The organism is Nocardioides candidus (genome assembly GCF_041321175.1).
GTDB lineage: Bacteria > Actinomycetota > Actinomycetes > Propionibacteriales > Nocardioidaceae > Nocardioides.
The window spans coordinates 437,812-459,509 of the sequence record NZ_JBGGWC010000003.1 but is presented as its reverse complement, the minus strand read 5'-3'; the positions used below and the strand labels follow the sequence as shown (position 1 = coordinate 459,509).

Annotated in this window: 21 protein-coding genes; 16 read left to right on the top strand and 5 right to left on the bottom strand. The window is 72.9% G+C overall.

The annotated features are described in order from the left end of the window. Nucleotides 1-38: 38 nt before the first annotated feature. The 5 genes from ACAX67_RS16475 to ACAX67_RS16455 all read left to right on the top strand — a co-directional run bounded on the left by ACAX67_RS16475 (nt 39) and on the right by ACAX67_RS16455 (nt 7,861). The gene (locus ACAX67_RS16475; protein WP_370704954.1) at nt 39-2,063 is read left to right on the top strand and encodes an NAD(+) synthase; all 2,025 of its coding nucleotides are present in this window, start codon (nt 39-41) and stop codon (nt 2,061-2,063) included. Between the two features lie 68 nt (nt 2,064-2,131). Then, nucleotides 2,132-3,469 (top strand): glutamine synthetase family protein, encoded by a 1,338-nt coding sequence (locus ACAX67_RS16470; protein ID WP_370704953.1) that lies wholly within the window; start codon nt 2,132-2,134, stop codon nt 3,467-3,469. Nucleotides 3,470-3,488: 19 nt separating this feature from the next. After that, on the top strand, nt 3,489-4,178 hold the full coding sequence (locus ACAX67_RS16465) for a type 1 glutamine amidotransferase (protein WP_370704952.1): 690 nt from the start codon (nt 3,489-3,491) through the stop codon (nt 4,176-4,178). Continuing rightward, nucleotides 4,175-7,177, top strand: a complete 3,003-nt coding sequence (locus ACAX67_RS16460; RefSeq protein WP_370704951.1) for a bifunctional [glutamine synthetase] adenylyltransferase/[glutamine synthetase]-adenylyl-L-tyrosine phosphorylase — start codon at nt 4,175-4,177, stop codon at nt 7,175-7,177. Before ACAX67_RS16465 ends, ACAX67_RS16460 begins: the two co-directional genes overlap by 4 nt. Nucleotides 7,178-7,735: 558 nt before the next feature. Further along, a complete protein-coding gene (locus tag ACAX67_RS16455; protein ID WP_370704950.1) occupies nt 7,736-7,861 on the top strand; it encodes a hypothetical protein in 126 nt (41 codons plus the stop codon). A 4-nt stretch (nt 7,862-7,865) separates the two neighbouring features. On the opposite strand, the gene ACAX67_RS16450 is transcribed toward ACAX67_RS16455, so the two are convergent. Next, a complete protein-coding gene (locus ACAX67_RS16450) occupies nt 7,866-9,224 on the bottom strand; it encodes a helix-turn-helix domain-containing protein (RefSeq protein WP_370704949.1) in 1,359 nt (452 codons plus the stop codon). Nucleotides 9,225-9,352: 128 nt separating this feature from the next. Here ACAX67_RS16450 and ACAX67_RS16445 point away from each other — a divergent pair, with 128 nt between their 5' ends. Continuing rightward, nucleotides 9,353-10,240, top strand: coding sequence for a Gfo/Idh/MocA family protein (locus tag ACAX67_RS16445; RefSeq protein ID WP_370704948.1), 888 nt, complete (start codon nt 9,353-9,355; stop codon nt 10,238-10,240). Between the two features lie 28 nt (nt 10,241-10,268). After that, nucleotides 10,269-10,715, top strand: coding sequence for a DUF4383 domain-containing protein (locus ACAX67_RS16440; protein WP_370704947.1), 447 nt, complete (start codon nt 10,269-10,271; stop codon nt 10,713-10,715). 54 nt (nt 10,716-10,769) lie between these two features. Here the strand turns inward: ACAX67_RS16440 and ACAX67_RS16435 are convergent, their stop codons facing one another. Next, nucleotides 10,770-11,456, bottom strand: coding sequence for a hypothetical protein (locus ACAX67_RS16435; protein ID WP_370704946.1), 687 nt, complete (start codon nt 11,454-11,456; stop codon nt 10,770-10,772). A gap of 140 nt (nt 11,457-11,596) precedes the next feature. Between ACAX67_RS16435 and ACAX67_RS16430 the strand changes: the two genes are divergently transcribed. Beyond that, on the top strand, nt 11,597-12,904 hold the full coding sequence (locus ACAX67_RS16430) for an ammonium transporter (RefSeq protein WP_370704945.1): 1,308 nt from the start codon (nt 11,597-11,599) through the stop codon (nt 12,902-12,904). Between the two features lie 48 nt (nt 12,905-12,952). Continuing rightward, a complete protein-coding gene (locus ACAX67_RS16425) occupies nt 12,953-13,444 on the top strand; it encodes a VOC family protein (RefSeq protein WP_370704944.1) in 492 nt (163 codons plus the stop codon). Between the two features lie 127 nt (nt 13,445-13,571). On the opposite strand, the gene ACAX67_RS16420 is transcribed toward ACAX67_RS16425, so the two are convergent. Further along, nucleotides 13,572-14,024, bottom strand: a complete 453-nt coding sequence (locus ACAX67_RS16420; RefSeq protein WP_370704943.1) for a nitroreductase/quinone reductase family protein — start codon at nt 14,022-14,024, stop codon at nt 13,572-13,574. 71 nt (nt 14,025-14,095) lie between these two features. Here ACAX67_RS16420 and ACAX67_RS16415 point away from each other — a divergent pair, with 71 nt between their 5' ends. The 4 genes from ACAX67_RS16415 (at nt 14,096) to ACAX67_RS16400 (ending at nt 17,330) form a co-directional block, all read left to right on the top strand. After that, nucleotides 14,096-14,686 (top strand): DUF6529 family protein, encoded by a 591-nt coding sequence (locus ACAX67_RS16415; RefSeq protein ID WP_370704942.1) that lies wholly within the window; start codon nt 14,096-14,098, stop codon nt 14,684-14,686. Nucleotides 14,687-14,828: 142 nt separating this feature from the next. After that, nucleotides 14,829-15,200, top strand: coding sequence for a cupin domain-containing protein (locus ACAX67_RS16410; RefSeq protein WP_370704941.1), 372 nt, complete (start codon nt 14,829-14,831; stop codon nt 15,198-15,200). Beyond that, the gene (locus ACAX67_RS16405; RefSeq protein ID WP_370704940.1) at nt 15,197-15,622 is read left to right on the top strand and encodes a hypothetical protein; all 426 of its coding nucleotides are present in this window, start codon (nt 15,197-15,199) and stop codon (nt 15,620-15,622) included. Before ACAX67_RS16410 ends, ACAX67_RS16405 begins: the two co-directional genes overlap by 4 nt. 16 nt (nt 15,623-15,638) lie before the next feature. Beyond that, nucleotides 15,639-17,330 carry a hypothetical protein gene (locus tag ACAX67_RS16400; RefSeq protein ID WP_370704939.1) on the top strand — a complete coding sequence of 564 codons (1,692 nt, stop codon included), beginning with the start codon at nt 15,639-15,641 and terminating at the stop codon, nt 17,328-17,330. On the opposite strand, the gene ACAX67_RS16395 is transcribed toward ACAX67_RS16400, so the two are convergent. Together ACAX67_RS16395 and ACAX67_RS16390 are read right to left on the bottom strand one after the other, a co-directional pair. Continuing rightward, a complete protein-coding gene (locus ACAX67_RS16395) occupies nt 17,288-18,478 on the bottom strand; it encodes an MFS transporter (protein WP_370704938.1) in 1,191 nt (396 codons plus the stop codon). The two genes, ACAX67_RS16400 and ACAX67_RS16395, sit on opposite strands and share 43 nt — an antisense overlap. Continuing rightward, nucleotides 18,475-19,794, bottom strand: a complete 1,320-nt coding sequence (locus tag ACAX67_RS16390; protein ID WP_370704937.1) for an FAD-linked oxidoreductase, L-gulonolactone oxidase family — start codon at nt 19,792-19,794, stop codon at nt 18,475-18,477. The genes ACAX67_RS16395 and ACAX67_RS16390 overlap by 4 nt, the downstream gene beginning before the upstream one ends. Before the next feature lie 92 nt (nt 19,795-19,886). Between ACAX67_RS16390 and ACAX67_RS16385 the strand changes: the two genes are divergently transcribed. From ACAX67_RS16385 to ACAX67_RS16375, 3 genes are read left to right on the top strand one after another with little or no spacing between them, the layout of a single operon-like run. Beyond that, nucleotides 19,887-21,107, top strand: coding sequence for an alanine racemase (locus ACAX67_RS16385; protein WP_370704936.1), 1,221 nt, complete (start codon nt 19,887-19,889; stop codon nt 21,105-21,107). A gap of 42 nt (nt 21,108-21,149) precedes the next feature. Then, on the top strand, nt 21,150-21,422 hold the full coding sequence (locus tag ACAX67_RS16380) for a hypothetical protein (protein WP_370704935.1): 273 nt from the start codon (nt 21,150-21,152) through the stop codon (nt 21,420-21,422). After that, complete coding sequence (locus ACAX67_RS16375) at nt 21,419-21,688, top strand: hypothetical protein (RefSeq protein ID WP_370704934.1); 270 nt, start codon at nt 21,419-21,421, stop codon at nt 21,686-21,688. Before ACAX67_RS16380 ends, ACAX67_RS16375 begins: the two co-directional genes overlap by 4 nt. Nucleotides 21,689-21,698: the final 10 nt, after the last annotated feature.

Below are 21,698 nucleotides of genomic sequence, written 5' to 3'. Positions count from 1 at the left end.
GCCGTACTCATCGGCGGGGGTTTCCCTAGACTCGACGTGTGGACTTCTACTCGGCCTACGCCCACGGTTTCGCGAGGGTCGCCGCCTGCACGGTGCCGGTGGCGGTCGCCGACCCGGCGACCAACGCCGCGCGCACGCTCGAGGAGGCCCGGGCGCTGAGCGAGCAGGGCGTCGCCCTGGCGGTCTTCCCCGAGCTCGGGATGAGCGGGTACGCCGTCGACGACCTCTTCCTCCAGGACGTGCTGCTCGACGGGGTCCGTGGGGCGCTCGCCGAAGTGGTCGAGGCGTCGGTCGACCTGCTGCCGGTGATCGTCGTCGGAGCCCCGGTCGCCCAGGGCAACCGGGTCTACAACTGCGCGGTCGTCATCCACCGCGGCCGGGTGCTCGGGGTGGCGCCGAAGTCCTACCTGCCCAACTACCGCGAGTTCTACGAGCGCCGCTGGTTCGCGCCCGGTGACGACGTGACGGGCACGATCGTGCTGGCCGGCCAGGAGGTGCCCTTCGGCGCCGACCTGCTGTTCGAGGCCACCGACGTGCCGGGGCTGGTCGTGCACGTCGAGGTCTGCGAGGACATGTGGGTGCCGGTGCCGCCCAGCGCCGAGGCCGCCCTGGCCGGCGCGACCGTGCTGGCGAACATCTCCGGCAGCCCCATCACGATCGGCCGCGCGGAGGACCGACGGCTGCTCGTGCGGTCGGCGTCCAGCCGGTGCCTGGCGGCCTGTCTCTACGCCGCGGCCGGACAGGGGGAGTCGACCACGGACCTCTCGTGGGACGGCCAGACGATGGTCTACGAGCACGGCGAGCTGCTCGGGGAGACCGAGCGGTTCCCGGAGGGGCCGCGCGCGACCGTCGTCGACGTCGACCTCGACCGCACCCGACTGGAGCGGCTCCGCACGGGGACGTTCGACGACAACCGCCGGACGCTGGCGCCGGAGTTCCGCACGGTCGAGTTCGAGCTCGGCCCCCCGACAGGCGACATCGGGCTGCGGCGCAAGGTCGACCGGTTCCCGTTCGTGCCCGACGACGCCGAGCGGCTGGCCCAGGACTGCTACGAGGCCTACAACATCCAGGTGTCGGGGCTCGAGCAGCGGCTGCGCGCGATCGGGGACCCGAAGATCGTGATCGGCATCAGCGGCGGCCTCGACTCCACCCATGCCCTGATCGTCGCGGCGAAGGCGATGGACCGGCTCGGCCGCCCGCGCACCGACATCCTCGGCTTCACCATGCCGGGCTTCGCGACGGGCAGCGCCACCAAGTCCTACGCGACCCGCCTCGGCGAGTCGCTCGGCATCACGTTCGCCGAGATCGACATCCGGCCCGCGGCCCAGCAGCTGCTCGCCGACCTCGGCCATCCCTTCGCCGACGGCGAGGAGGTCTACGACATCACGTTCGAGAACGTCCAGGCCGGTCTGCGCACCGACTACCTCTTCCGGCTCGCCAACCACCGCGGCGGCATCGTGCTCGGGACGGGCGACCTCTCCGAGCTCGCCCTGGGCTGGTGCACCTACGGGGTCGGCGACCAGATGTCGCACTACAACGTCAATGCCGGCGTGCCGAAGACCCTGATCCAGCACCTCATCCGCTGGGTCATGCACGCCGACCAGTTCGACGACGCGACCAACGCGGTGCTCGGCGAGGTGGTCGAGCAGGAGATCACCCCCGAGCTGATCCCGACGCGCGAGGACCAGCTGCCGCAGTCGACCGAGGCGTCGGTGGGCCCCTACTCGCTCCAGGACTTCACGCTCTTCCACGTGCTCCGCTACGGCTACCCGCCGAGCAAGATTGCCTTCCTCGCGTGGCACGCCTGGCACGACGCGGAGGCGGGGGAGTGGCCGCCCAACTTCCCTGCGGAGCGCCGCGCCGACTTCGACCTCCCGACCATCCGCCGCTGGCTCGAGGTCTTCGTGAAGCGGTTCTTCTCCAGCCAGTTCAAGCGCTCGGCCCTGCCCAACGGGCCCAAGGTCAGCGCCGGCGGCACGATGTCGCCGCGCGGCGACTGGCGGATGCCCTCGGACGCGAGTCCCGCCGCCTGGCTGGCAGAGATCGACGCGAACGTCCCGTAGCCACGGTCGCCGCGCGAGCGGAGCGAGCCTCGGGACCGGGCCGACCCGGCTGGCTCTAGGCTGCAGCCATGGGCAAGCAGGAAGACTTCGTACTCCGCGCTCTCGAGGAGCGTGACGTCCGGTTCGTTCGGCTGTGGTTCACCGACGTGCTCGGCTTCCTCAAGTCGGTCGCGGTTGCTCCTGCGGAGCTCGAGGGCGCCTTCGCGGAGGGGATCGGTTTCGACGGCTCCGCCATCGAGGGCTTCGCCCGGGTCTACGAGGCCGACATGCTGGCCAAGCCCGACCCGTCCACGTTCCAGATCCTTCCCTGGCGCGGCGAGGGACCGTCGACCGCCCGGATGTTCTGCGACATCGTGATGCCCGACGGCTCGGCGTCGTACGCCGATCCCCGCAACGTCCTCAAGCGGACCCTCGGCAAGGCGGCGGAGCAGGGCTTCACCTTCTACACGCACCCCGAGATCGAGTTCTACCTCTTCAAGGACGACCCGCAGCCCGGCGTCGAGCCGGTGCCCATCGACCGCAGCGGCTACTTCGACCACGCGGCGCACTCCGACGGCTCCGACTTCCGCCGCGAGGCGATCACGATGCTCGAGCAGATGGGTATCTCGGTGGAGTTCAGCCACCACGAGGCCGGTCCCGGCCAGCAGGAGATCGACCTGCGCTACGCCGACGCACTGTCGACGGCCGACAACATCATGACCTTCCGCACGGTGATCCGTGAGGTCGCGCTGAGCCAGGGCATCTGGGCGACCTTCATGCCCAAGCCCTTCACCGAGCAGCCCGGGTCGGGCATGCACACCCATGTCTCGCTCTTCGAGGGCGACCAGAACGCCTTCTACGAGGCCGGCGCCGAGTACCAGCTCTCCAAGGTCGGGCGCCAGTTCATCGCCGGTGTGCTGCACCACGCCGGTGAGATCAGCGTCGTGACCAACCAGTGGGTCAACTCCTACAAGCGGATGATGTTCGGCGGCGAGGCGCCGTCCTACGTCTGCTGGGGCCACAACAACCGCTCGGCGATGATCCGGGTCCCGATGTACAAGCCGCTCAAGGGCGTGTCGACCCGGATCGAGCTGCGCACCATCGACGCGGCCTGCAACCCCTACCTCGCCTTCGCCGCCGTCCTCGCGGCCGGGTTGAAGGGCATCGAGCAGGGCTACGACCTCCCGCGCGAGGCGGAGGACGACGTCTGGGCGCTGAGCGAGCGCGAGCGGCGCAGCCTCGGCATCGCCCCGCTGCCGAAGAACCTCAACGAGGCCATCGAGATCGCCGAGCGCTCGGAGCTGCTCGCCGAGACCCTGGGTGAGCAGGTCTTCGACTACTTCCTCCGCAACAAGCGTGCGGAGTGGGACGAGTACCGCGGTCAGGTCTCGGCGTTCGAGCGAGACCGCATGCTGCCCGTGCTGTGAGCGCGACCCGAGCCCGTCGATGAGCGTCCTGGTCGTCCAGCACGAGGACGCCTGCCCGCCCGCCCGGTTGGGCAGCTGGCTGGAGGAGGCCGGCGTCGACCTCGACGTACGACGGCCGTACGCCGGCGACGACCTGCCTGCCGACCTGTCCGGCCACGACGGGCTGGTGGTCCTCGGCGGCGCGATGGGCGCCAACGACGACGCCGACCACGCCTGGCTGGCGGCCACGCGCGAGCTGGTCCGGCAGGCGGCGCGGGACGGCGTGCCGACCCTCGGGGTCTGCCTCGGGCACCAGCTCGTCGCGGTCGCGATGGGCGGGACGGTCGACCGCAACCCGCACGGGCGCCAGATCGGCGTGCTCGACGTGGGATGGACTCCCGACGCCGCGACCGACCCGCTGCTCGGCGGCCTCGCGTCGCCACGCCGGGCGGCCCAGTGGAACGAGGACCTCGTGCTCGCACCGCCGCCCGACGCCGTGGTCCTCGCGGCGACGCCGGCGGGGGAGATCCAGGCGCTGCGCTGCGCACCGACGGTGTGGGGCGTGCAGTGGCACCCCGAGGCCACGCCGGAGATCCTGCGCACGTGGGCCGCCCACGAACCCGGCCCTCGGACCGACGAGGCACTGGCCGCCACGGTGGCCGCTGACGCCGAGCTCGAGCAGTCGTGGCGGGAGCTGGGGAGCGCCTTCGCGGCTACCCTCACCGCATGAACGGGGCGACGCTGCGCGGGGAGCTGCTCCGGCTCGGCTTCGCCGAGCCCGACCGCGCACTCGAGGAGCTCGCGACGCTCGGCGACCCGGGCCAGGAGCTGGTGGCGATCCTGGGTCGCTCGGCCGAGCCCGGTGCGGCGCTGAGTGGCCTCGTACGGCTCGCCGACGCGGTCTCCGACCGCGACGCGCTGCTCTCCGCGCTGGCCGCGGACGAGGGGACGGCGATGCGGCTGCTGTCCATCCTCGGCGCGAGCGTCGCGCTGACCGACCACCTCGCCGCCCACCCCGACCACTGGCAGGTGCTCACCGACCCCACCCTCGGCACCACCCGCCCCGCGGCCTGGGCGGTGCGGGCCGAGCTGATGGAGGCCGTGGGCGCCGACCCGACCGCCGACGTACCGGTGGCGACGCGACCGGAGGCCGAGGCGGTCGACGCGCTGCGCGTGACCTACCGTCGGCTGCTCCTCCCGCTCGCGGCCCGGGACCTCGCGCACGGGCTGGGGGTCGACGACACGGCAGCCGAGCTCGCCGACCTCGCGGCCGGCACCCTCGACGCGGGGCTCGCGGTGGCCCGCGCCGCCCTCGGCGAGGAGGCCGCCGAGGTCCGGCTCGCGGTCATCGCGATGGGCAAGTGCGGTGGGCACGAGCTCAACTACGTGTCCGACGTGGACGTCATCTTCGTGCACGCCCCACGGGACGCGACATCGTCCGACGCGGCCGGTTCTTCGAGCGACCAGGAGGCCGCGGCGGGGCGGACCGCCGCGCGGCTGGCCGCCCGGCTGATCCAGGTCTGCTCCGACCACACCTCCGAGGGCACGATCTGGCAGGTCGACGCCGCACTGCGCCCGGAGGGGAAGCGGGGAGCCCTGAGCCGTACCATGTCCGGGCACCGGGGCTACTACGAGCGGTGGGCCGAGGCGTGGGAGTTCCAGGCCCTTCTGAAGGCGCGACCGGTCGCCGGCGACCTCGCCCTGGGTCGGGAGTTCGTCGAGATGGTCACGCCGATGGTGTGGTCGGTGGCCGACCGCGAGGGCTTCGTCGACGCGGCGCGGGCGATGCGCCGCCGCGTGGTCGAGCACATCCCCGCCAAGGAGGCCGACCGCCAGCTCAAGCTCGGCGTCGGCGGGCTGCGCGACGTCGAGTTCGCGGTGCAGCTCCTCCAGCTCGTGCACGGTCGGGCCGACGAGCGGATCCGGTCGCAGGCCACCCTCAGCGCGCTCGCCGAGCTGACCAGCGCCGGCTACGTCGGGCGCGACGACGGCGACGCCCTCCACAACGCCTACGCCTTCCTTCGGCAGATGGAGCACCGCATCCAGCTGCACCGGCTCCGGCGCACGCACCTCGTCCCCGACGACGACGTGTCGCTGCGCCGGCTCGGCCGCAGCCTCGGCTTCACCAAGGAGCCGGGCGAGCGCCTCCTCAAGACCTGGCACCACCACCGTCGCGAGGTCAGCCGCCTCCACCAGAAGCTCTTCTACCGGCCGCTGCTGTCGGCCGTCGCGCGGATCCCCGGCGACGACGTACGCCTCTCCTCCGAGGCCGCGCACGCCCGCCTCGCCGCGCTCGGCTACGCCGACCCGGGCGCCGCCCTCCGGTCTCTCGAGGCGCTGACGGCCGGCGTCACCCGCACGGCCAACATCCAGCGCACCCTGCTGCCCGCGATGCTGCAGTGGTTCGCGGAGGGTGCCGATCCCGACGCGGGCCTGTTCGGCTTCCGGCGCATCAGCGAGGCTCTCGGCAGCACCCCCTGGTTCCTCACCACCCTGCGTGACGAGGGTGAGGTCGCCGAACGGCTCGCCCACCTGCTCGCCACGTCGCGCTACTGCTCCGACCTTCTCGAGCGGGAGCCGCAGGGCATCAAGTTGCTCGGTGGGGAGTTCACGCCCCCCACCGCCGAGGCGATCACCGAGGAGATGCTCGCGACGGGCGGCCGGCAGGACGACCTCGACGCCTCCGTCAGGGCCATCCGGGCCGTACGACGGCGCGAGCTCCTCACCACCGCCGCCGGCGACGTGCTCGGGCTGATCGACGTCGCCGACGTCGGCAACGCGTTGTCGCGGATCACCGACGCCACACTCGAGGCGACGCTGTCCACCGTGGGCCAGTCGGTCCTGCAGCAGCGCGGACTCGACACGGCGCCGACCCGGATGGCGATCGTGGCGATGGGGCGTTACGGCGGGTTCGAGCTGTCCTACGGCAGCGACGCCGACGTCCTCTTCGTGCACGATCCCGAGCCCGGGGTCGACGCCCAGGTCGCCGCGACCTACGCCAAGGCAGTCGCGGAGGAGGTACGACGTACCCTCGCCCTCCCCGGCGGCGACCCGCCGCTCGTGGTCGACGCCGACCTCCGGCCCGAGGGCAAGAACGGCCCCCTCGTCCGCACGCTCGACGCCTACGCCGCCTACTACGCGAAGTGGTCGAAGGTGTGGGAGGCCCAGGCCCTCCTCCGCGCCGACGCCGTGGTCGGCGACCCCGGGCTGCGGGAACGCTTCACAGCGCTGATCGACCCGCTGCGCTACCCGGCCGGCGGGCTCTCGGACGACGACGTCGTCGAGGTACGGCGCATCAAGGCCCGTGTCGACACCGAGCGGCTGCCGCGCGGGGCCGACCCCACGATGCACCTGAAGCTCGGCCGCGGCGGCCTCGCCGACATCGAGTGGACCGTGCAGCTCCTCCAGCTGCGCCACGGCGCCGAGGTCGAGGGGCTGCGCACCACCCAGACGCTCGCCGCGCTGGAGGCCGCGGTGGCCGCGGACCTCGTCGCGCGCGACGACGCCGACGTCCTCAGCGAGGCCTGGCGCCACGTCAGCAGGGTGCGCAACGCCGCCACCCTCGCCCGCGGCAAGCCCGTCGACCAGATGCCTCGACCCTCCCGCGAGAGGCGAGCCGTCGCCGGCATCCTGGGCTACCAGCTCGACCAGTCCGACGCCATGGTCAACGAGTACTTGCGGGTCACCCGGCGGGCCCGCGCCGTCGTCGAACGGGTTTTCTGGGAATGAGTGATTACCGCCCAGGGTGATGACATCTTCGTGATCCGGGTGTGTAATGATGGGAGAGTCGGGCCGTGGCCGACCCCCCCAGAGGCCCGGGCCCGACGCTGATTTTTTTACCTGGCCGAGCGTGTCGCCGCTTCCGGGATCTCGCCGGCCTTCGGCCGCCGGTTCGCTCCGGTCGCTCGTTCCTCGCTCCCTCCGCTCCCCGTCGTCCGGCGTCCGGCCTCGACCCCGGCGGCGACACGCTGCCGGCCGCTCGGTCGTCGCGTAGCCCGAGCAGCCCCCCGTTCGTCGAGTAGCCCGAGCAGACCCCCGGCGGCACCACAAAATCTGATCGACCCCCTGCCGGCTCCAACGGCAGGGGGTCGAATCTCCGGGTCGGGGAACCCGGGCGGGACGTGCGCTTCGGCGTTCGGCACTGGTGGGGGGAGCACAAGTACCGGTCGCGCGTCACGCGTTGGTCGTCCCGATGAATCAGACGGTAGCACGATTTGACTCACGGCTGTGACGGAATATGACAAAGTTGGTCACGCCCGACGACGACCCCCTGCAAGGAGACCTCCGATGCCGAAGAGCACCAAGATCGCGATCGCCTCGATCGCCGTAGCGCTCACCGCCGCGCTCGGCGTGGCCGCACCGGCCGACGCCGCCAAGCCGGCCGACACGCAGCGGGTCTACGACTGCTGCTGAGACCTCACAAGCCGGTCGGCACCTGGCGCGTCACGGCGCGACGGGGGGTCAGGCCGGAGGTGGCTGCCGCGCTGCGGTAGGCCTGGCGCGCACCGTCCAGGTCGCCCGCGTCCTCGAGGAGGTCGGCGAGCTCGAACCACAGCTGCGCGACCGAGCGATCGGCGCCGGCGGCCGTGAGCACGTGCATGGCCTCGACGTAGGAACGGTGCGCCCGATCGGGGCTGCCGAGCGCCGCGTAGGCCTGGCCCCGGACGACGAGCGCCTCGGCGCGGGCCCCGGGAGCGCGGCCGCCGACGGATTCCTCGACGAAGGCGAGCGTCTCGAGCGCGCGGTCGGCGTCGCCGGCCAGCACGTAGGACTGTGCGATGCGGATGTCGGCGCCCGCGATGTCGACCTCGCTGGCGCTGGAGGAGACCATCTCCGCGCGGGCGCGCGACAGGTGCATGAGCGCGTCGTCGATCGCCGGCGGGTCCATCTGCAGCTGCAGCTCACCGAGCAGCGCGCGCAGGCGGGCGAGGTTGCGGCTGTCGCTGCCCTCGGTCAGCAGGGCGAGCGCTCGCGAGGCCATCGGCGCGGCGGTCGACACGTCGCCGCGCTGCGCGTGCACGAGGCTGGCGTTCCAGTAGGCGCCGGCGCGGGCCCGCGGTGAGGACAGCTCGTCGGCCCGTCGTACGGCGTCGGCACAGATCCGCGCGGCCTTGTGCAGGTCGCCGCGCCGGATGTAGGCGCCCGCCAGGTTGACGGCGAAGAGGACGCCCTCGTCGCACTGATCGAGCCCGGCCGCCCGGATGCGCACCTCGAGCCGCTCGCCGACCTCGATGGCGAGGGCCAGGTCGCCGGTCTCCTTGTAGCAGCGCACCAGGGCGATGCCCGCGCTGATCAGCGCCGGGCCGGCGGCCGATCCGACGAGGGTCTCGAGCTCGTCGATGGCGCCGTCGAGGTCGCCGAGGCTCTCCAGCGAGCGGGCCAGGAGGTAGCGCGCGCGGTCGGCGAGGTCGTTGAGGGTCGCGGCCTCGGCCACGGCGAGCTGCTCCCGGGCCTGTCGCTCGGCGTCGACCGCCTCGCCGTTCTCGAGCGCGAGCTCTGCGTAGTCGAGCCCGAGACGCACCTCGTCGTACTGCTGGGCCGTGACGCCCTGCAGGAGCTGCTGGACGGGGATCTCGAGCCGGGACGCCAGGTCGGTCAGCACGCGGAGGTTGGGACGACGGGTGCCGCTCTCGATGCGCGAGACGTAGCCGACCGAGATGGCCTCGCCCGCGAGGTCGGTCTGGGTCCAGTCCTTGGCGAGCCGCGCAGCGCGCAGCCGTGCGCCGAGGACCGCCAGGTCGACGGTGCGGAGCAGCTCCGCGTTGCTTGCGTGCATGTGACTCATTGTGACGACCAACGGACGATCGCGGGCGAAGTCACTGCGAGTTGTCAGATTTTCTTGGCAAGGTCGTCGCCTCGGGCGGCCCTGTCCGGTCCGCCGCGGCCCGTGAGAGGCTCGGTTCCGTGCGCTTCGGACTGATCGGCACCGGACCGTGGGCGCAGCGCGCGCACGGCCCCGCCCTCGCGAGCACGCCCGGCGTCGAGCTGGCCGGCGTCTGGGGACGGTCGGCCGAGCACGCCGCGAGCCTCGCCGAGACCCTGCACGTGCGTGCGTACGACGACGTGGACGACCTGCTCGCCGTCGTCGACGCCGTGGCGTTCGCTGTGCCACCCGAGGTGCAGGCGGACCTCGCGGTCCGCGCCGCGCGGGCCGGGCTGCACCTGCTGCTTGAGAAGCCGATCGCGCTGGAGCCGTCGGCGGCGTACGCCATCGAGGAGGCGGTCGCGGCCGCGGGCGTGGCATCGATCGTGTTCCACACCGACCGGTTCATCCCTCAGTCGCGGTCGTGGTTCGACCGCGTGGCAGGCACCGACGGCTGGCGCGGGGGCTGGTTCCGCTGGTTCGCCGCGCTGCAGGAGCCGGGCAACCCGTTCGGTGCGTCGGCCTGGCGTCAGGAACGCGGTGCGCTGTGGGACATCGGTCCGCACGCGATGTCCACGCTGACCGCCGCGCTCGGCCCGATCGAGTCGGTGCGGGCCACCGGTGGCGGCGCGGACCTCGTCGCCCTCACCTTCACCCACCGGTCGGGTGCGCTCAGCACGGCGACCCTCACCGCTTTCGCCCCCCTGCCCGCATGCGGCTTCGAGGCCGCGGTCTGGGGCGAGCACGGCGTGCTGCTGATGCCGCCTCGGCCCGAGGACGCGGTGCTCGACGCGCTCCGCTCGGCCGCCCAGGAGCTGGTCGCGTGCGCGACCACCGGCGAGCCGCACGCGATCGACGTGCGGTTCGGCGCTCACACCGTCCGGGTGCTCGCCGAGGCCGCGGGCCAGATCGTCGCCGGGCAGTCCTAAGTCACCACGACACGGGTACCTGTCGGCCATGACCAATGACGTCCGCGCCGCCACGGCGACCCCCGTCCAGAAGGCCGCCCTGCTCGTCGGGGCCGCCTTCCTCCTCGTCGGCATCCTCGGCTTCGTCCCGGGCATCACGACCGACTACGACCACATGGAATTCGCCGGCCACGAGTCCGGCGCCCAGCTCCTCGGCATCTTCGGGGTGTCGGTGCTGCACAACATCGTGCACCTCGCCTTCGGCGTCGCCGGACTGCTGATGGCGCGCACTTGGGGCGGGGCGCGCACCTTCCTCCTCGCCGGCGGGCTGATCTACCTGGTGCTCACCGTCTACGGCTGGGTCGTCGAACGCAACGGCGACGCGAACTTCGTGCCGGTCGACGACGCCGACAACTGGCTGCACCTGGTGCTGGGCGCTGCGATGGTGGCGCTGGCCCTCGCGCTCGGGCGTGACCCGGCGCGGGTGCGTCCGTAGCCTGCTCCGTCTCGCTGGCTGTCCCCGCCCGGCTCGGCCGAGCCGGGCGAGGGGTCAGCGACCGCTGGCGTCCCGGGCGGCACGGTAGGCGGGCGCGCGCAGCCGCTGCACCCAGCGGTAGAAGGTCAGGTCGGGCAGCGGGTTGCGCACCGGGTCGAACGAGATGGCCGGGTCCGGCCCCGACGTTTCGCTCAGGTCGAGCCGGCCGAACGTGACCCACGGACCGGCCGGGGAGGCCCACATCAGCTCGAAGGCCGGCCGGGCGGGGCCCGGCAGCTCGAGGTCGGCGACGGGACGTGCCGCGATCAGCACCGGACCGCGAGGACCTCGGTAGGGGAGCAGGGACGTGAGCGCCCGGCGACCGGTACTGCGCTCGGGCAGGAGGACGAACCGGCCGAGCCGTCCGAGGCCTGTGGTGGCGAGGAGCAGGTCGGCGAAGTCGTGGTCACCGGTGGGGATGCGGACGGCGAGGCCGTGGATGTCGGGCAGCGGACGCGGCAGGCCGACGGCCCGCGAGAGCCGGACGAGCACCTCGTCCTCACCGGCGGTGTCGAGCCACGTCGCCCCTGACGGTGGCTGCCCGCCGGTGCGGACCAGGCGGCCGACGAGCACGTCGCCGGCGGGATGGAGCGGTTTGCGCGACGGCCGCGTCCACGCGAGGGTGCGGGACGCTCCCGCGAGGACCTTGCCGGCCGCGGACGACGCGGTGCCGGCGATCTCGGAGGCGACAGGAGGTGTCATGGCTGCCCGGTACCCCGATCGCCTGTTAACGCACACGTAACACGTGTGGTGGACCTGTTACGCCCACGAAACCTCCTCCCTCGACCCTGGTTCGGTTGCCCGGCGGCCGGCCGTCGGGCCGGACCGTGAGGTGAGACCCGATGACGTCGTACGTCGCTGCCGCCCCGACCGCCGCGGGTGACACCGCGTGGCTGCTCGCCGCCGCTGCCCTGGTGCTGCTCATGGCGCCCGGACTGGCGTTCTTCTACGGCGGCATGGTCCGCTCGAAGAGCGTGCTGAACATGATGATGATGGTCTTCGGCGCGCTCGCGGTGGTCACCGTGGTGTGGGTCGCGGTCGGCTACTCGATCGCGTTCGGCGACGACGTGGTGGGCGGTCTCTTCGGCAACCCGGCGCAGTACCTCTTCTTCGACGGACTGGTCGACGTCGGCAGCGTCGAGCTCCCGACCATCCTCTTCGCGATCTTCCAGGGCCTCTTCGCGGTGATCACGGTCGGCTTGATCGCGGGCGCGATCGCCGACCGCACCCGGTTCGGCACCTGGCTCGTCTTCTGCGTGGTCTGGACGGTCCTGGTCTACGCGCCGGTCGCCCACTGGATCTTCGACTTCAGCGCCGGCGACCACGTGGGCGGCTGGATGGCCAACAAGCTCGGCGCCCTCGACTTCGCCGGTGGTACGGCGGTCGAGATCAACTCCGGCGCGGCGGGACTCGCCGCGGCTCTGGTGCTGGGTCAGCGGATCGGCTTCGGCCGCGACCCGATGAAGCCGCACAACCTCACCCTGGTGATGATCGGCGCCGGTCTCCTGTGGTTCGGCTGGTTCGGCTTCAACGCCGGGTCCGCCCTCGGGGCCAACGGGTTGGCCGCCGTCGCGTTCGTCAACACCCTGCTCGCAGGCTGCACCGGCCTGCTCGCGTGGCTCGCGGTGGAGCGGGTCCGGGACGGCCACGCCACCTCCTTCGGCGCGGCCTCGGGCGCCGTGGCCGGCCTGGTCGCGATCACCCCGTCGTGCGGCACGGTCATGCCGGTCGGGGCGATGGTCGTCGGGATCGCCGCCGGCGCGACCTGCGCGCTCGCTGTCGGCCTCAAGTACCACTTCGGCTACGACGACTCCCTCGACGTCGTCGGCGTGCACCTGGTCGGTGGCCTGGTCGGGACCCTCCTCATCGGCCTGCTCGCCTCCGCCGACGTCACCTCCGTCGACGGGCTCCTCTACGGCGGGGGAGCGAGCCAGCTCGGAAAGCAGCTGGTGGCAGCCGGCGTGACCCTGGTGTTCTCCTTCGTCATGACCGCCGCCATCGCGTGGGTGCTCGAGAAGACGATGGGCTTCCGCATCCACGAGGACCACGAGGCGTCCGGCGTCGACCTGGTCATCCATGCCGAGACGGCGTACGACCTGCACGTCGCCGCGGGTGGTCGTCCGCACTTCGGCGGCCACGGTCCCGGCTGAGCCGACAGGACCGGCGGGAGCGGAGCCGCGGCCGTCTAGGGTCGGGCCATGACGATCGCGTCCGGTCCGGTCATCCAGGTGTGCTGGGTGGTCGAGGACATCGAGGCAGCCGAGACCTTCCACTCCCAGCACTTCGGGGTCGGGGCGTGGTTCCGTCTGCCCGACATCAGGTTCGGACCCGACGAGGTGACCCTGCACGGCGATCCCGCCGACTTCACCGTGCACGTGTCGATGGCCTACGCGGGCGACCTGCAGCTGGAGCTGATCCAGCCGGTGTCGGGAGAGTCGATCTACACCGAGCACCTCGCGCGCTCCGGGCCCGGCCTGCACCACATCTGCTTCGAGACCGACGACCTCGACGCGGCCGTCGACCGGGCGCGGGCCGCCGGGCTCGACGTGCCGCAGCAGGGCGTGATGGGCGGTGGGCTGATGTCGTTCGCCTACGTCGACGGCGCGCGCTGGGGTGTGCCGTACGTCGAGCTCGCCCAGCTCAGCGACGGCATCCGTGATCTCTATGCCGCCATCAAGGATCCCCGGTAGCACTTGCTACATCGCGCTCCGGCCGCTGCTCGCCGTCGTCGACCGCGACTTCAGCGTCCTCGGCACGCACCCCCACCTGACCTGGGTCAGGACCGCGAGCGCGCGTCGTCCTCTCCTCGACGCGTGGTCAGCGGGGCGTCAGCACCACGATCGGGAGCGGCCGGTCGGTGCGTGCGCGGTACTTCGCGAAGGTCCCGCGGTTGGCCTTGTTGCAGAGCGCGAAGAGCCGCTCGTAGTCCGGGGCGTCGGTGCGCAGCACACTCGCCACCGCCGGGATCCGGCGGACGCCGACCTGCAGCTCCACCTCCGGTTCGGCCTCGAGGTTGAGGATCCACGCCGGGTCCCGGCGGTGGCCGCCGTTGGAGCCGACCACCAGGCGCCGGCCGGCGTCCTCGGCGTAGACCAGCGCGGTGGTGCGGACCTGGCCGGTCCTCCGGCCGGTCGTGCGCAGCAGCAGGGTCGGCATCCCGGCCAGCAAGCGGTGACCGATCACGCCGCGGCTCTTCTCGTAGACGGCCTGGTGGAGGTCGAGGGTCTTGAGGAAGACCGTGCGCCGGGTCGGGACCGAGGGGAGCTTCATGACGCGAGCATCCCAGCCGTTCCTCCGATCGGGCTATTCCCAAGGGCGGGGGGCCGGGCCATCCTGGCCCGATGGCGCAGACCGCTCCCGAGGGCGCACCGCAGGATCCCAAGAGCATCGCCGTCCCGCTGACCGCGTTCGCGGCCGGTGCTGTGGTGGCGATCCTCCTCGGTCTGTTCGCCCGGGCCCACGACCCGACCCTCGACGGCACGACGACGCTCGGCTTCAGCACCGTCCTGGCGATGAAGTCGGCGGTCGCGGTGGTGATCGGCGTGCTGGCGGTCGGCCAGCTGGTCGGCGCGCTGTGGCTCTACGGGAGGCTCGGCATCACGGCGCCTCGCTGGCTCGGCGTGGCGCACCGGATCTCCGGCACGGTCGTGGTGCTGCTCACCGTCTTCGTCGGCTACCACTGCCTGTGGTCGCTGGGCTGGGAGAGCGGGGTCACCGACGACGGCTACCACGTGCCGGCGCGCACGGTCGTCCACGAGGTGCTCGGGTGCACGGTGTTCGGCGCGATCGTGGTCAAGGTGGTCGCCGTGCGGTCGCGGCGTGCGCCGGGCTGGTACCTGCCCGTCGCCGGAGGCCTGCTGTTCACGTTGCTGGTCGCGGCCGTGCTGACCTCGGCGGGCTACTACATCGACGACCACGGCTGGCCCAGCTGATCGACGCTCGCGCTGCATCGCGCTCCGTGGCGATCCTGCGAGCGGGCGGTAGCCGCGTCCCGACCCGGGAGTCGGCAGGTCACGGTGTGACGCGCGGCGTCACGCCTCAGGGGTGAGAACCAACCCGACCGAGGAGGCAACGATGCCCAGCGCCAACAAGATGACCACGCCCGTGAGCGTGGACCTGCCCGCCCTGCAGGGCAGGTACGCCGAGCTCGACGACTACACCGTCGGCTTCGAGAGCTACCCCGAGGACGTCGACCCCGGCCCGCTCTTCGCGGGTCTGCCGGACGACCGCTGCCAGTGCCCCCACTGGGGAGTGGTGCAGAGTGGCCAGGTCACCTTCCGGTGGGCCGACCACGAGGAGACCTACGGCTCCGGCGACGCCTACTACGCCGCGCCCGGCCACCTCCCGCTGCTCGCCGCAGGCACCAGCCTGGTCGAGTTCAGCCCGACCGACGGCCTCGAGCGGACGATGGCCGTCATCGAGAAGAACTTGGCGGCCGCGTCATGACCGCCGCGACCACGGCGCCGCTCCCGGCGGTCGTCCGGGGCAGCGTGGACCGGTTGGTGGCGTTCCTCGAGACCGGTGCGACCGAAGGGCTGTTCGCGCCGGACGTGTTCGCCGACGTCAGCCTGCCGCACTGGCGCGTGCAGACGCAGGGCGCGCAGGCCCTCGTGAGCTCGAAGAACCAGCTGCACCCGCCGGCGGGACGCACCCGCATCGAGAAGGTGCTGGCGGCCGAGCACGGCTACGCGATCAAGTTCGAGGAGCGGTGGGAGGACCAGGGCCAGCAGTGGTACTGCAGGGAGGCGGCGATCGTCGACCTGGACGACCAGGGCCGGATCGCGGAGTTCCACTACTACTGCACGGGCGACTGGGACGAGGCACTGGTGGGCCGGCACGCAGAAGCAGTGACGCTGCTCCGCCCGTGATGCCACGATGACCGACATGGACACCGGCGAGGTCGACGCCCGCACGAAGGCGGCGCTCGACCTCGCCGGTACCTATGTCTTCGGCACCGAGCCGGGCCGCATCCCCGCGGTGCTGTTCGAGGCGTACGACGGCACCGACGCCGATCTCGACCGGGCCCTGCTGGGCGCCGCCCTCGCGCGGCTCTGGGCGTATGCCGGCGAGCGCAACCGAGCGGCGCCCTTCGCGGCGGCAGCGGTCAAGCACGCCGAGGCGACCGGCGACCCGGTCGCCCTCGCCGGGGCGCTCGACGCCGCGCTCGCCACGCACTGGGGGCCCGACGAGCTCGACGTGCGCGTCGACCTCGCGGGCCGGCTGGCCGACGTCGCGGCCCACCTGGCCGACGTGGACGCCCGCACCCGGGCCCATCTCTGGTTGCTCACGGTCGCGGTCGAGACGCTCGACACCGCGGGCCTCAACCGGCAGATGCGAGCTCTCGAGCGCCTCGGCGAGGAGTCGGGGCGCGCGCTGTTCTTCGCCGCCACCCGTCGGCTCATGCTCGACCTGATGCGTGGGCGCACCGACACGATCGCACCGCTCCTGGCCCTGGCCGCCGACCACGCCGGCGAGCTGCCCGACGGGCCCATGGTGGTGAGTGCGCTGACCGGCTACAGCGCGGCCCAGGCCGGTGATCGCAGCCCCAGCATCATCGACGGCGCTCGGGCCGGGGAGGCGCTCGCCGAGGTCGAGGGCATCCGCGAGATCACCGCCGAGATCGCGTGGCTCTACCGGGAGCTGGGACTCGCCGACGACGCGCGCCGGCTGGCCTCGACCTTCGACAGCCGCACGCTGACCCACCTGCCCCGCGACCACAACTACCTGCTGGTGCTGCAGCTGCTCCTCGACGTCGCTCTGCACACCGACCTCGACGAGCTGGTGGCCACGATCACCCCGTTGCTGATGCCGTACGCCGGCCGCGCCGTCGTCAACTCCGGCGCGGTGATGTTCCACGGTGTCACCGACGACACGCTCGCGCGGGCCAGCGAACGGCTCGGCGACGCCGAGCGGGGCGCTGCCCTCCGGGAGAAGGCGTTGGCGACCTACCGCCGGATCGGCGCGACCTGGTGGCGCGAGCGGTTGGAGGCCACCTCGCCCCCGAGTGCGGCGCTCCCCACGGCGTCGACCTCCACCACGATGACACTGCGGCCCGGCCCGGCCGGGGTGTGGCTGGTCGGCCGCGCAGACCAGGAGACCGCCGTCCCCGCCCGGCGCGGGCTCGAGCACCTGCACGCCCTGCTGTCGCGGCCGGGGGTGGAGGTCGAGGCGCTGCACCTCGCCGGCGGGGCGACCACGGTGGAGCAGGCCGGACTGGGGGCGGTCGTCGACACGCAGGCGCTGGCGGCGTACCGCCGTCGGCTGGGCGAGATCGACGGTGAGCTCGACGCGGCCGACGCATCGGGCGACGCCGCCCGCGGTGAGCGGCTGACCGCCGAGCGCGACGCCCTGCTGGCCGAGGTCTCGGCGGCAACCGGGCTCGGCGGCCGCGCCCGGGTCGTCGGGAGCGGCGCCGAGCGCGCGCGCGTCACTGTCCGGAAGGCCGTCGCTGCCGCGCTCGACGCGATCCACGGGGCCGACCCGGTGGTCGCGCGCCACCTCACGACGCACGTCCGCACGGGGTTGCGGTGCAGCTACGTGCCCGATCCGGACGCGCCCGTCGAGTGGAGGCTGTGAGTGCGGGTGCCGAACCGCGAGGCCATCAGCGGCAGGAGCGGTACGACGGCCAGTGGCACCACGAACATCCAGCGGTTGCCGGCCGTCTCGGCCACGAGCGCGATCGTGAAGGCCGCCAGCAGGTACCCCGCGTAGTTGGCGAGGTTGACCCGCGCGATGGCGGTCGATCCGCCCTCGACGTCGTGCACCGCTGCGGCGACGTAGGAGAGCGGCGGCACGAGCGCCAGGCCGCCGCCCAGCAGGGCGAAGCCGAGGTAGACGACGGGCAGGCCCGGCGCCCACACGATCAGTGCGACCGCCAACGTGCTCACCGCGCCGCAGGAGCGGACCACCCGCACCGCACCGAAGGCCGCGACGAGCCGGTCGCCGACGAGTCGGACCAGCAGCAGCACGAGCTGGTAGGCGGCATAGGCGATGGGCGCGGCGCTCTTGCTGACGTCGAGGCCGTCGGTCAGGTAGATCCCGCTCCACACCGACGTCGCCGAGTCGGTCAGCCACATCGCTGTGGTCGGCACCGCGATGAGGAGGATGGGCAGCCACGGCACGCTCGGGGCGGACCGGTCCGCGCCGGACGCGGTCGCGCCGGCAGGCTCCTGGGGCAGCAGGTCGCCCATCAGCACCGCGTTGACGGCCAGACCGACGACCGCGACCAGTGCCATCGAGGGGAGGAGCCCGAGGTCGAGCGCCAGCGTGGCCGACGCGAGGACCGCGCCGAGCACCGCGGCACCGCTCCACATCGCGTGGAAGCCGGTCATGATCGGGCGGCCGTAGCGGTCCTGCACCGCGACGCCCTGCGTGTTCATCGCCGCGTCGACCGCGCCGAGGAAGACGCCGTAGACGCAGGTGGCGACGACGAGGAGCGCGACGTCGGGCATCAGGGCGGGAAGCACGACCGTCAGCGACGCGAGGGCCGAGGCGTGGCGGAGCGCGGCGGCGCTGCCCCGGCGACTCGCGTAGTGACCGGCCAGCAGGGAGCCGAGGCCCGACGCCACCGCGACCGCCGCGAGCAGCAGCAGGATGTGGGCGTCGGTGAGCCCGAAGTCGTCCTTGACCTCCGGCAGGCGGGTGGCGAGCGAGGCGAAGGTGAAGCCTTGGACGGCGAAGCCGGCGAGCACGGCACGGCGGGCCGCGCGCGGCGGGGTCGTCATCGTCCGGCCGGCCCGAGGACCCGGTCGAGGTACGGGTTGGCGAACACGCCCGTGGGGTCGAGCTGGTCGCGCAGCGCGACGAAGTCGGCGAAGCGCGGGTAGCGCCCGGCCAGGTCGGTCGCGGTCATGTCGTGCATCTTGCCCCAGTGCGGCCGTCCGCCGGCCGCACCGAGGATGTCGAAGCAGGCCTGGAAGAACCGCTGGTGGGGGAGCCGGTGGTACTGGTGGAAGGCGATGTAGGCGACGTCCCGCTCGTGGGCGGGGGAGAGCCACATGTCGTCGGCGGCGCCGTAGCGCACCTCGAAGGGGAAGGCGACGGGCTCGTCGTGCGCCTCGATCCAGGCCTTGAGCTCGCGGAGGACCGGCACGAGGGCCGCGCGCGGGACGGCGTACTCACCCTCGCGGAAGCGCACGTTGCGGTGCGACGCGAAGACCTTGGAGGACAGGTCGGTGAAGCTGCGGTCGGAGATCGCGCGGGTGATCGTGCGGTTGAGGGCCGGCACCCGGCCGGGGAACCGGGCGCCGATGCGGCACAGGGTCTCCAGGCCGAGGTTGGTGACGAGCTTGTCGTCGACCTCGCGTCCCCACCAGCTCAGCGGCGCGAGCGGGGCGTCGCCCGGCAGCCGCGCGAAGCGTCGCGTGAGCGCGGTGTCGGTCCACGGGAACCAGAAGAACTCGAAGTGGTCGTGGGCGCCGGCGAGCTCGTGCGTGCGGTCGAGCACCTCCCCGAGCGGCATCGCCGCGTCGTGCACGCTCAGCGCGAAGAGCGGGACGGTCTGGAGGGTCACCTTGGTGACCACGCCGAGAGCGCCGAGCCCGACCCGGGCCGCCGCGAAGAGCCGCGGTCGCTCCTCGTCCGAGCAGGTGACGACCGAGCCGTCGGCGAGCACGAGCTCGAGCCCGCGGACCTGGTGCGAGATCGAGCGGAAGCCCGCCCCGGAGCCGTGCGTGCCGGTGGAGATGGCGCCCGCCAACGTCTGCCGGTCGATGTCGCCGAGGATCTCCATCGCGAGCCCGTGCCGGGCGAGTGCCGGGTTGAGGCGGTGCAGCGGGATGCCGGCCTCCACCGTGACCAGGCCGGTCGCCGGGTCGACGTCGAGCACGCGGTCGAGGTGGTCGAGCCGCAGTTGCACGCCGGGCGCGACGGCCGCCCCGGTGAAGGAGTGTCCGGCGCCGACCGCCTTGACCGCGAGCCCCTCGCTGACGGCGGTCTTCACCGCCACCGCGAGGTCGTCGGCGGTGCTCGGCACCTCGACGCGGACCGGGCTGGCGGTCTCGGTGCGGGCCCAGTTGGTCCAGGTGGTGCGGTCGGTCACGGGGGCTCCTCTCAGCGGCTCCAGCATGGGGCGCGAGACCGAGTAGGTCAAGTGTCCTGGACAACCGTCCTGGCGCGAGTCATGCTGGTCCCATGGAGACCACGACGCTGCCCGCCCTGACCGCGGTGCGGCCCGGGCGGGCCGCGGTCGGCGCGCTCGACGAGGCGACCGCGCGACTCGACCCGCCCTTCGCCGCGCTCGACCTCGGCGCCCTGCGCGCCAACGCCGACGACCTCGTCCGGCGAGCGGGCGGCAAACCGGTGCGGGTGGCGTCGAAGTCGGTGCGGTGCCGCTGGGTGGTCGAGGAGGTGCTGCGCCTGCCCGGGTACGCCGGCGTGCTGGCCCTGACGCTGCCCGAGGCCCTCTGGCTGGCGGACCGCGTGGACGACGTCGTGGTCGGCTACCCGACCGCCGACCGCGCGGCGCTCGCGGCGCTCGCCGCCGACCCGAGGCTCGCTGCGCGGGTGACGCTCATGGTCGACTCCGTCGAGTCGCTCGCCTTCCTCCGCGCTCACCTGCCGGCCGCCGCCCCCGCCATCAGGATCTGCCTCGAGCTCGACGCGGCGCTCCGGATCGGACGCCTGCACCTCGGCGCGCGGCGCTCGCCCACCCGCGACGCGGGCGCGCTGGGGGCGCTCGCGTCGGAGGTCGCGGCGGACGCCCGGTTCCGTCTCGTCGGGGTGATGGGCTACGAGGGCCAGATCGCCGGTGTGGGTGACGACGGGCCGGACCGGCTCCGTCGCCTGCCCACCCGTGCCGTGCAGGCCGCCTCCGCATGGGAGCTGGCGCGTCGACGTGCGGCGGCGGTGGCCGCCGTACGGTCCGTGGCCGACCTGGAGTTCGTCAACGGCGGCGGCACCGGCTCGATCGAGCGCACCGTGCGCGAGCAGGCCGTGACCGAGGTGGCGGCGGGGTCCGGGCTCTACGGTCCCGCGCTCTTCGACCAGTACCGCGCGTTCACGCCGGCGCCGGCGGCGTACTTCACGACCGCCGTCGTCCGCCGGCCCGCACCGGGCATCGTGACGGTCCAGGGCGGCGGGTGGATCGCGTCGGGACCGGTCGGCGCCGACCGTCAGCCGGTGCCGGTGTGGCCGGAGGGTCTCGCGCTGACCGCTGCGGAGGGTGCCGGGGAGGCGCAGACGCCGCTCGTGGGCGAGGTCGCCGACCGGCTCCGCCTCGGCGACCGCGTCTGGTGGCGCCACGCCAAGGCCGGTGAGTTCTGCGAGCGGGTCTCCTCGCTGGTCCTCGTCGCCGACGGTGCGGTCGTGGGCTCGGTGCCGACGTACCGCGGCGACGGGCACGCGTTCCTCTGACGGCCCTCTCGAGCGTTGGGAGCGCGACCTAGACTCCGCGGAGTGATCCAGGTCGTCGGCTACCTCGGCAGCCTCGGGGCGGCGATCATGTGGATCCCGCAGGCGGTCCGGGCGGCGCGGCACCGTCACGACCTGGCGGCGCTCGCCGGCATCAGTACGACGGCCTACGCCTCCGCCGCGGTCTTCAACGCCCTGCTCCTTGCCTACGGCTGGCTCAGCGATGCGGGCCCGGTCGTCGTCGCCGGCGCGGTCAACCTCACGTGCGCGACCGCAATCGTGACGGTGCTGGTGGGGGCGCGGAGGACGGCGACGTGATCGTGCTCGGGTGGCTCGTCGGCCTGGTCGACGTCGGCCAGTTCCTGCCGCAGGCGCGCCACACGCTGCGGCTGCGGAAGGACGCCACCGCCATCCGCGGCCTCAGCGTGTGGACCTGGACGATCGCCACGCTGCAGGGCATCGCCTGGGTGGTCTACGGCTTCGCCGAGGGGCTGCTGCCGATCGCGGTGCCCAACCTGGTGATCACGCCGATCTGCGCCACGATCCTGGCGATCCGGCTGAGCCACCGCGCCTCGAGCGGCTGAACCGCTGTCG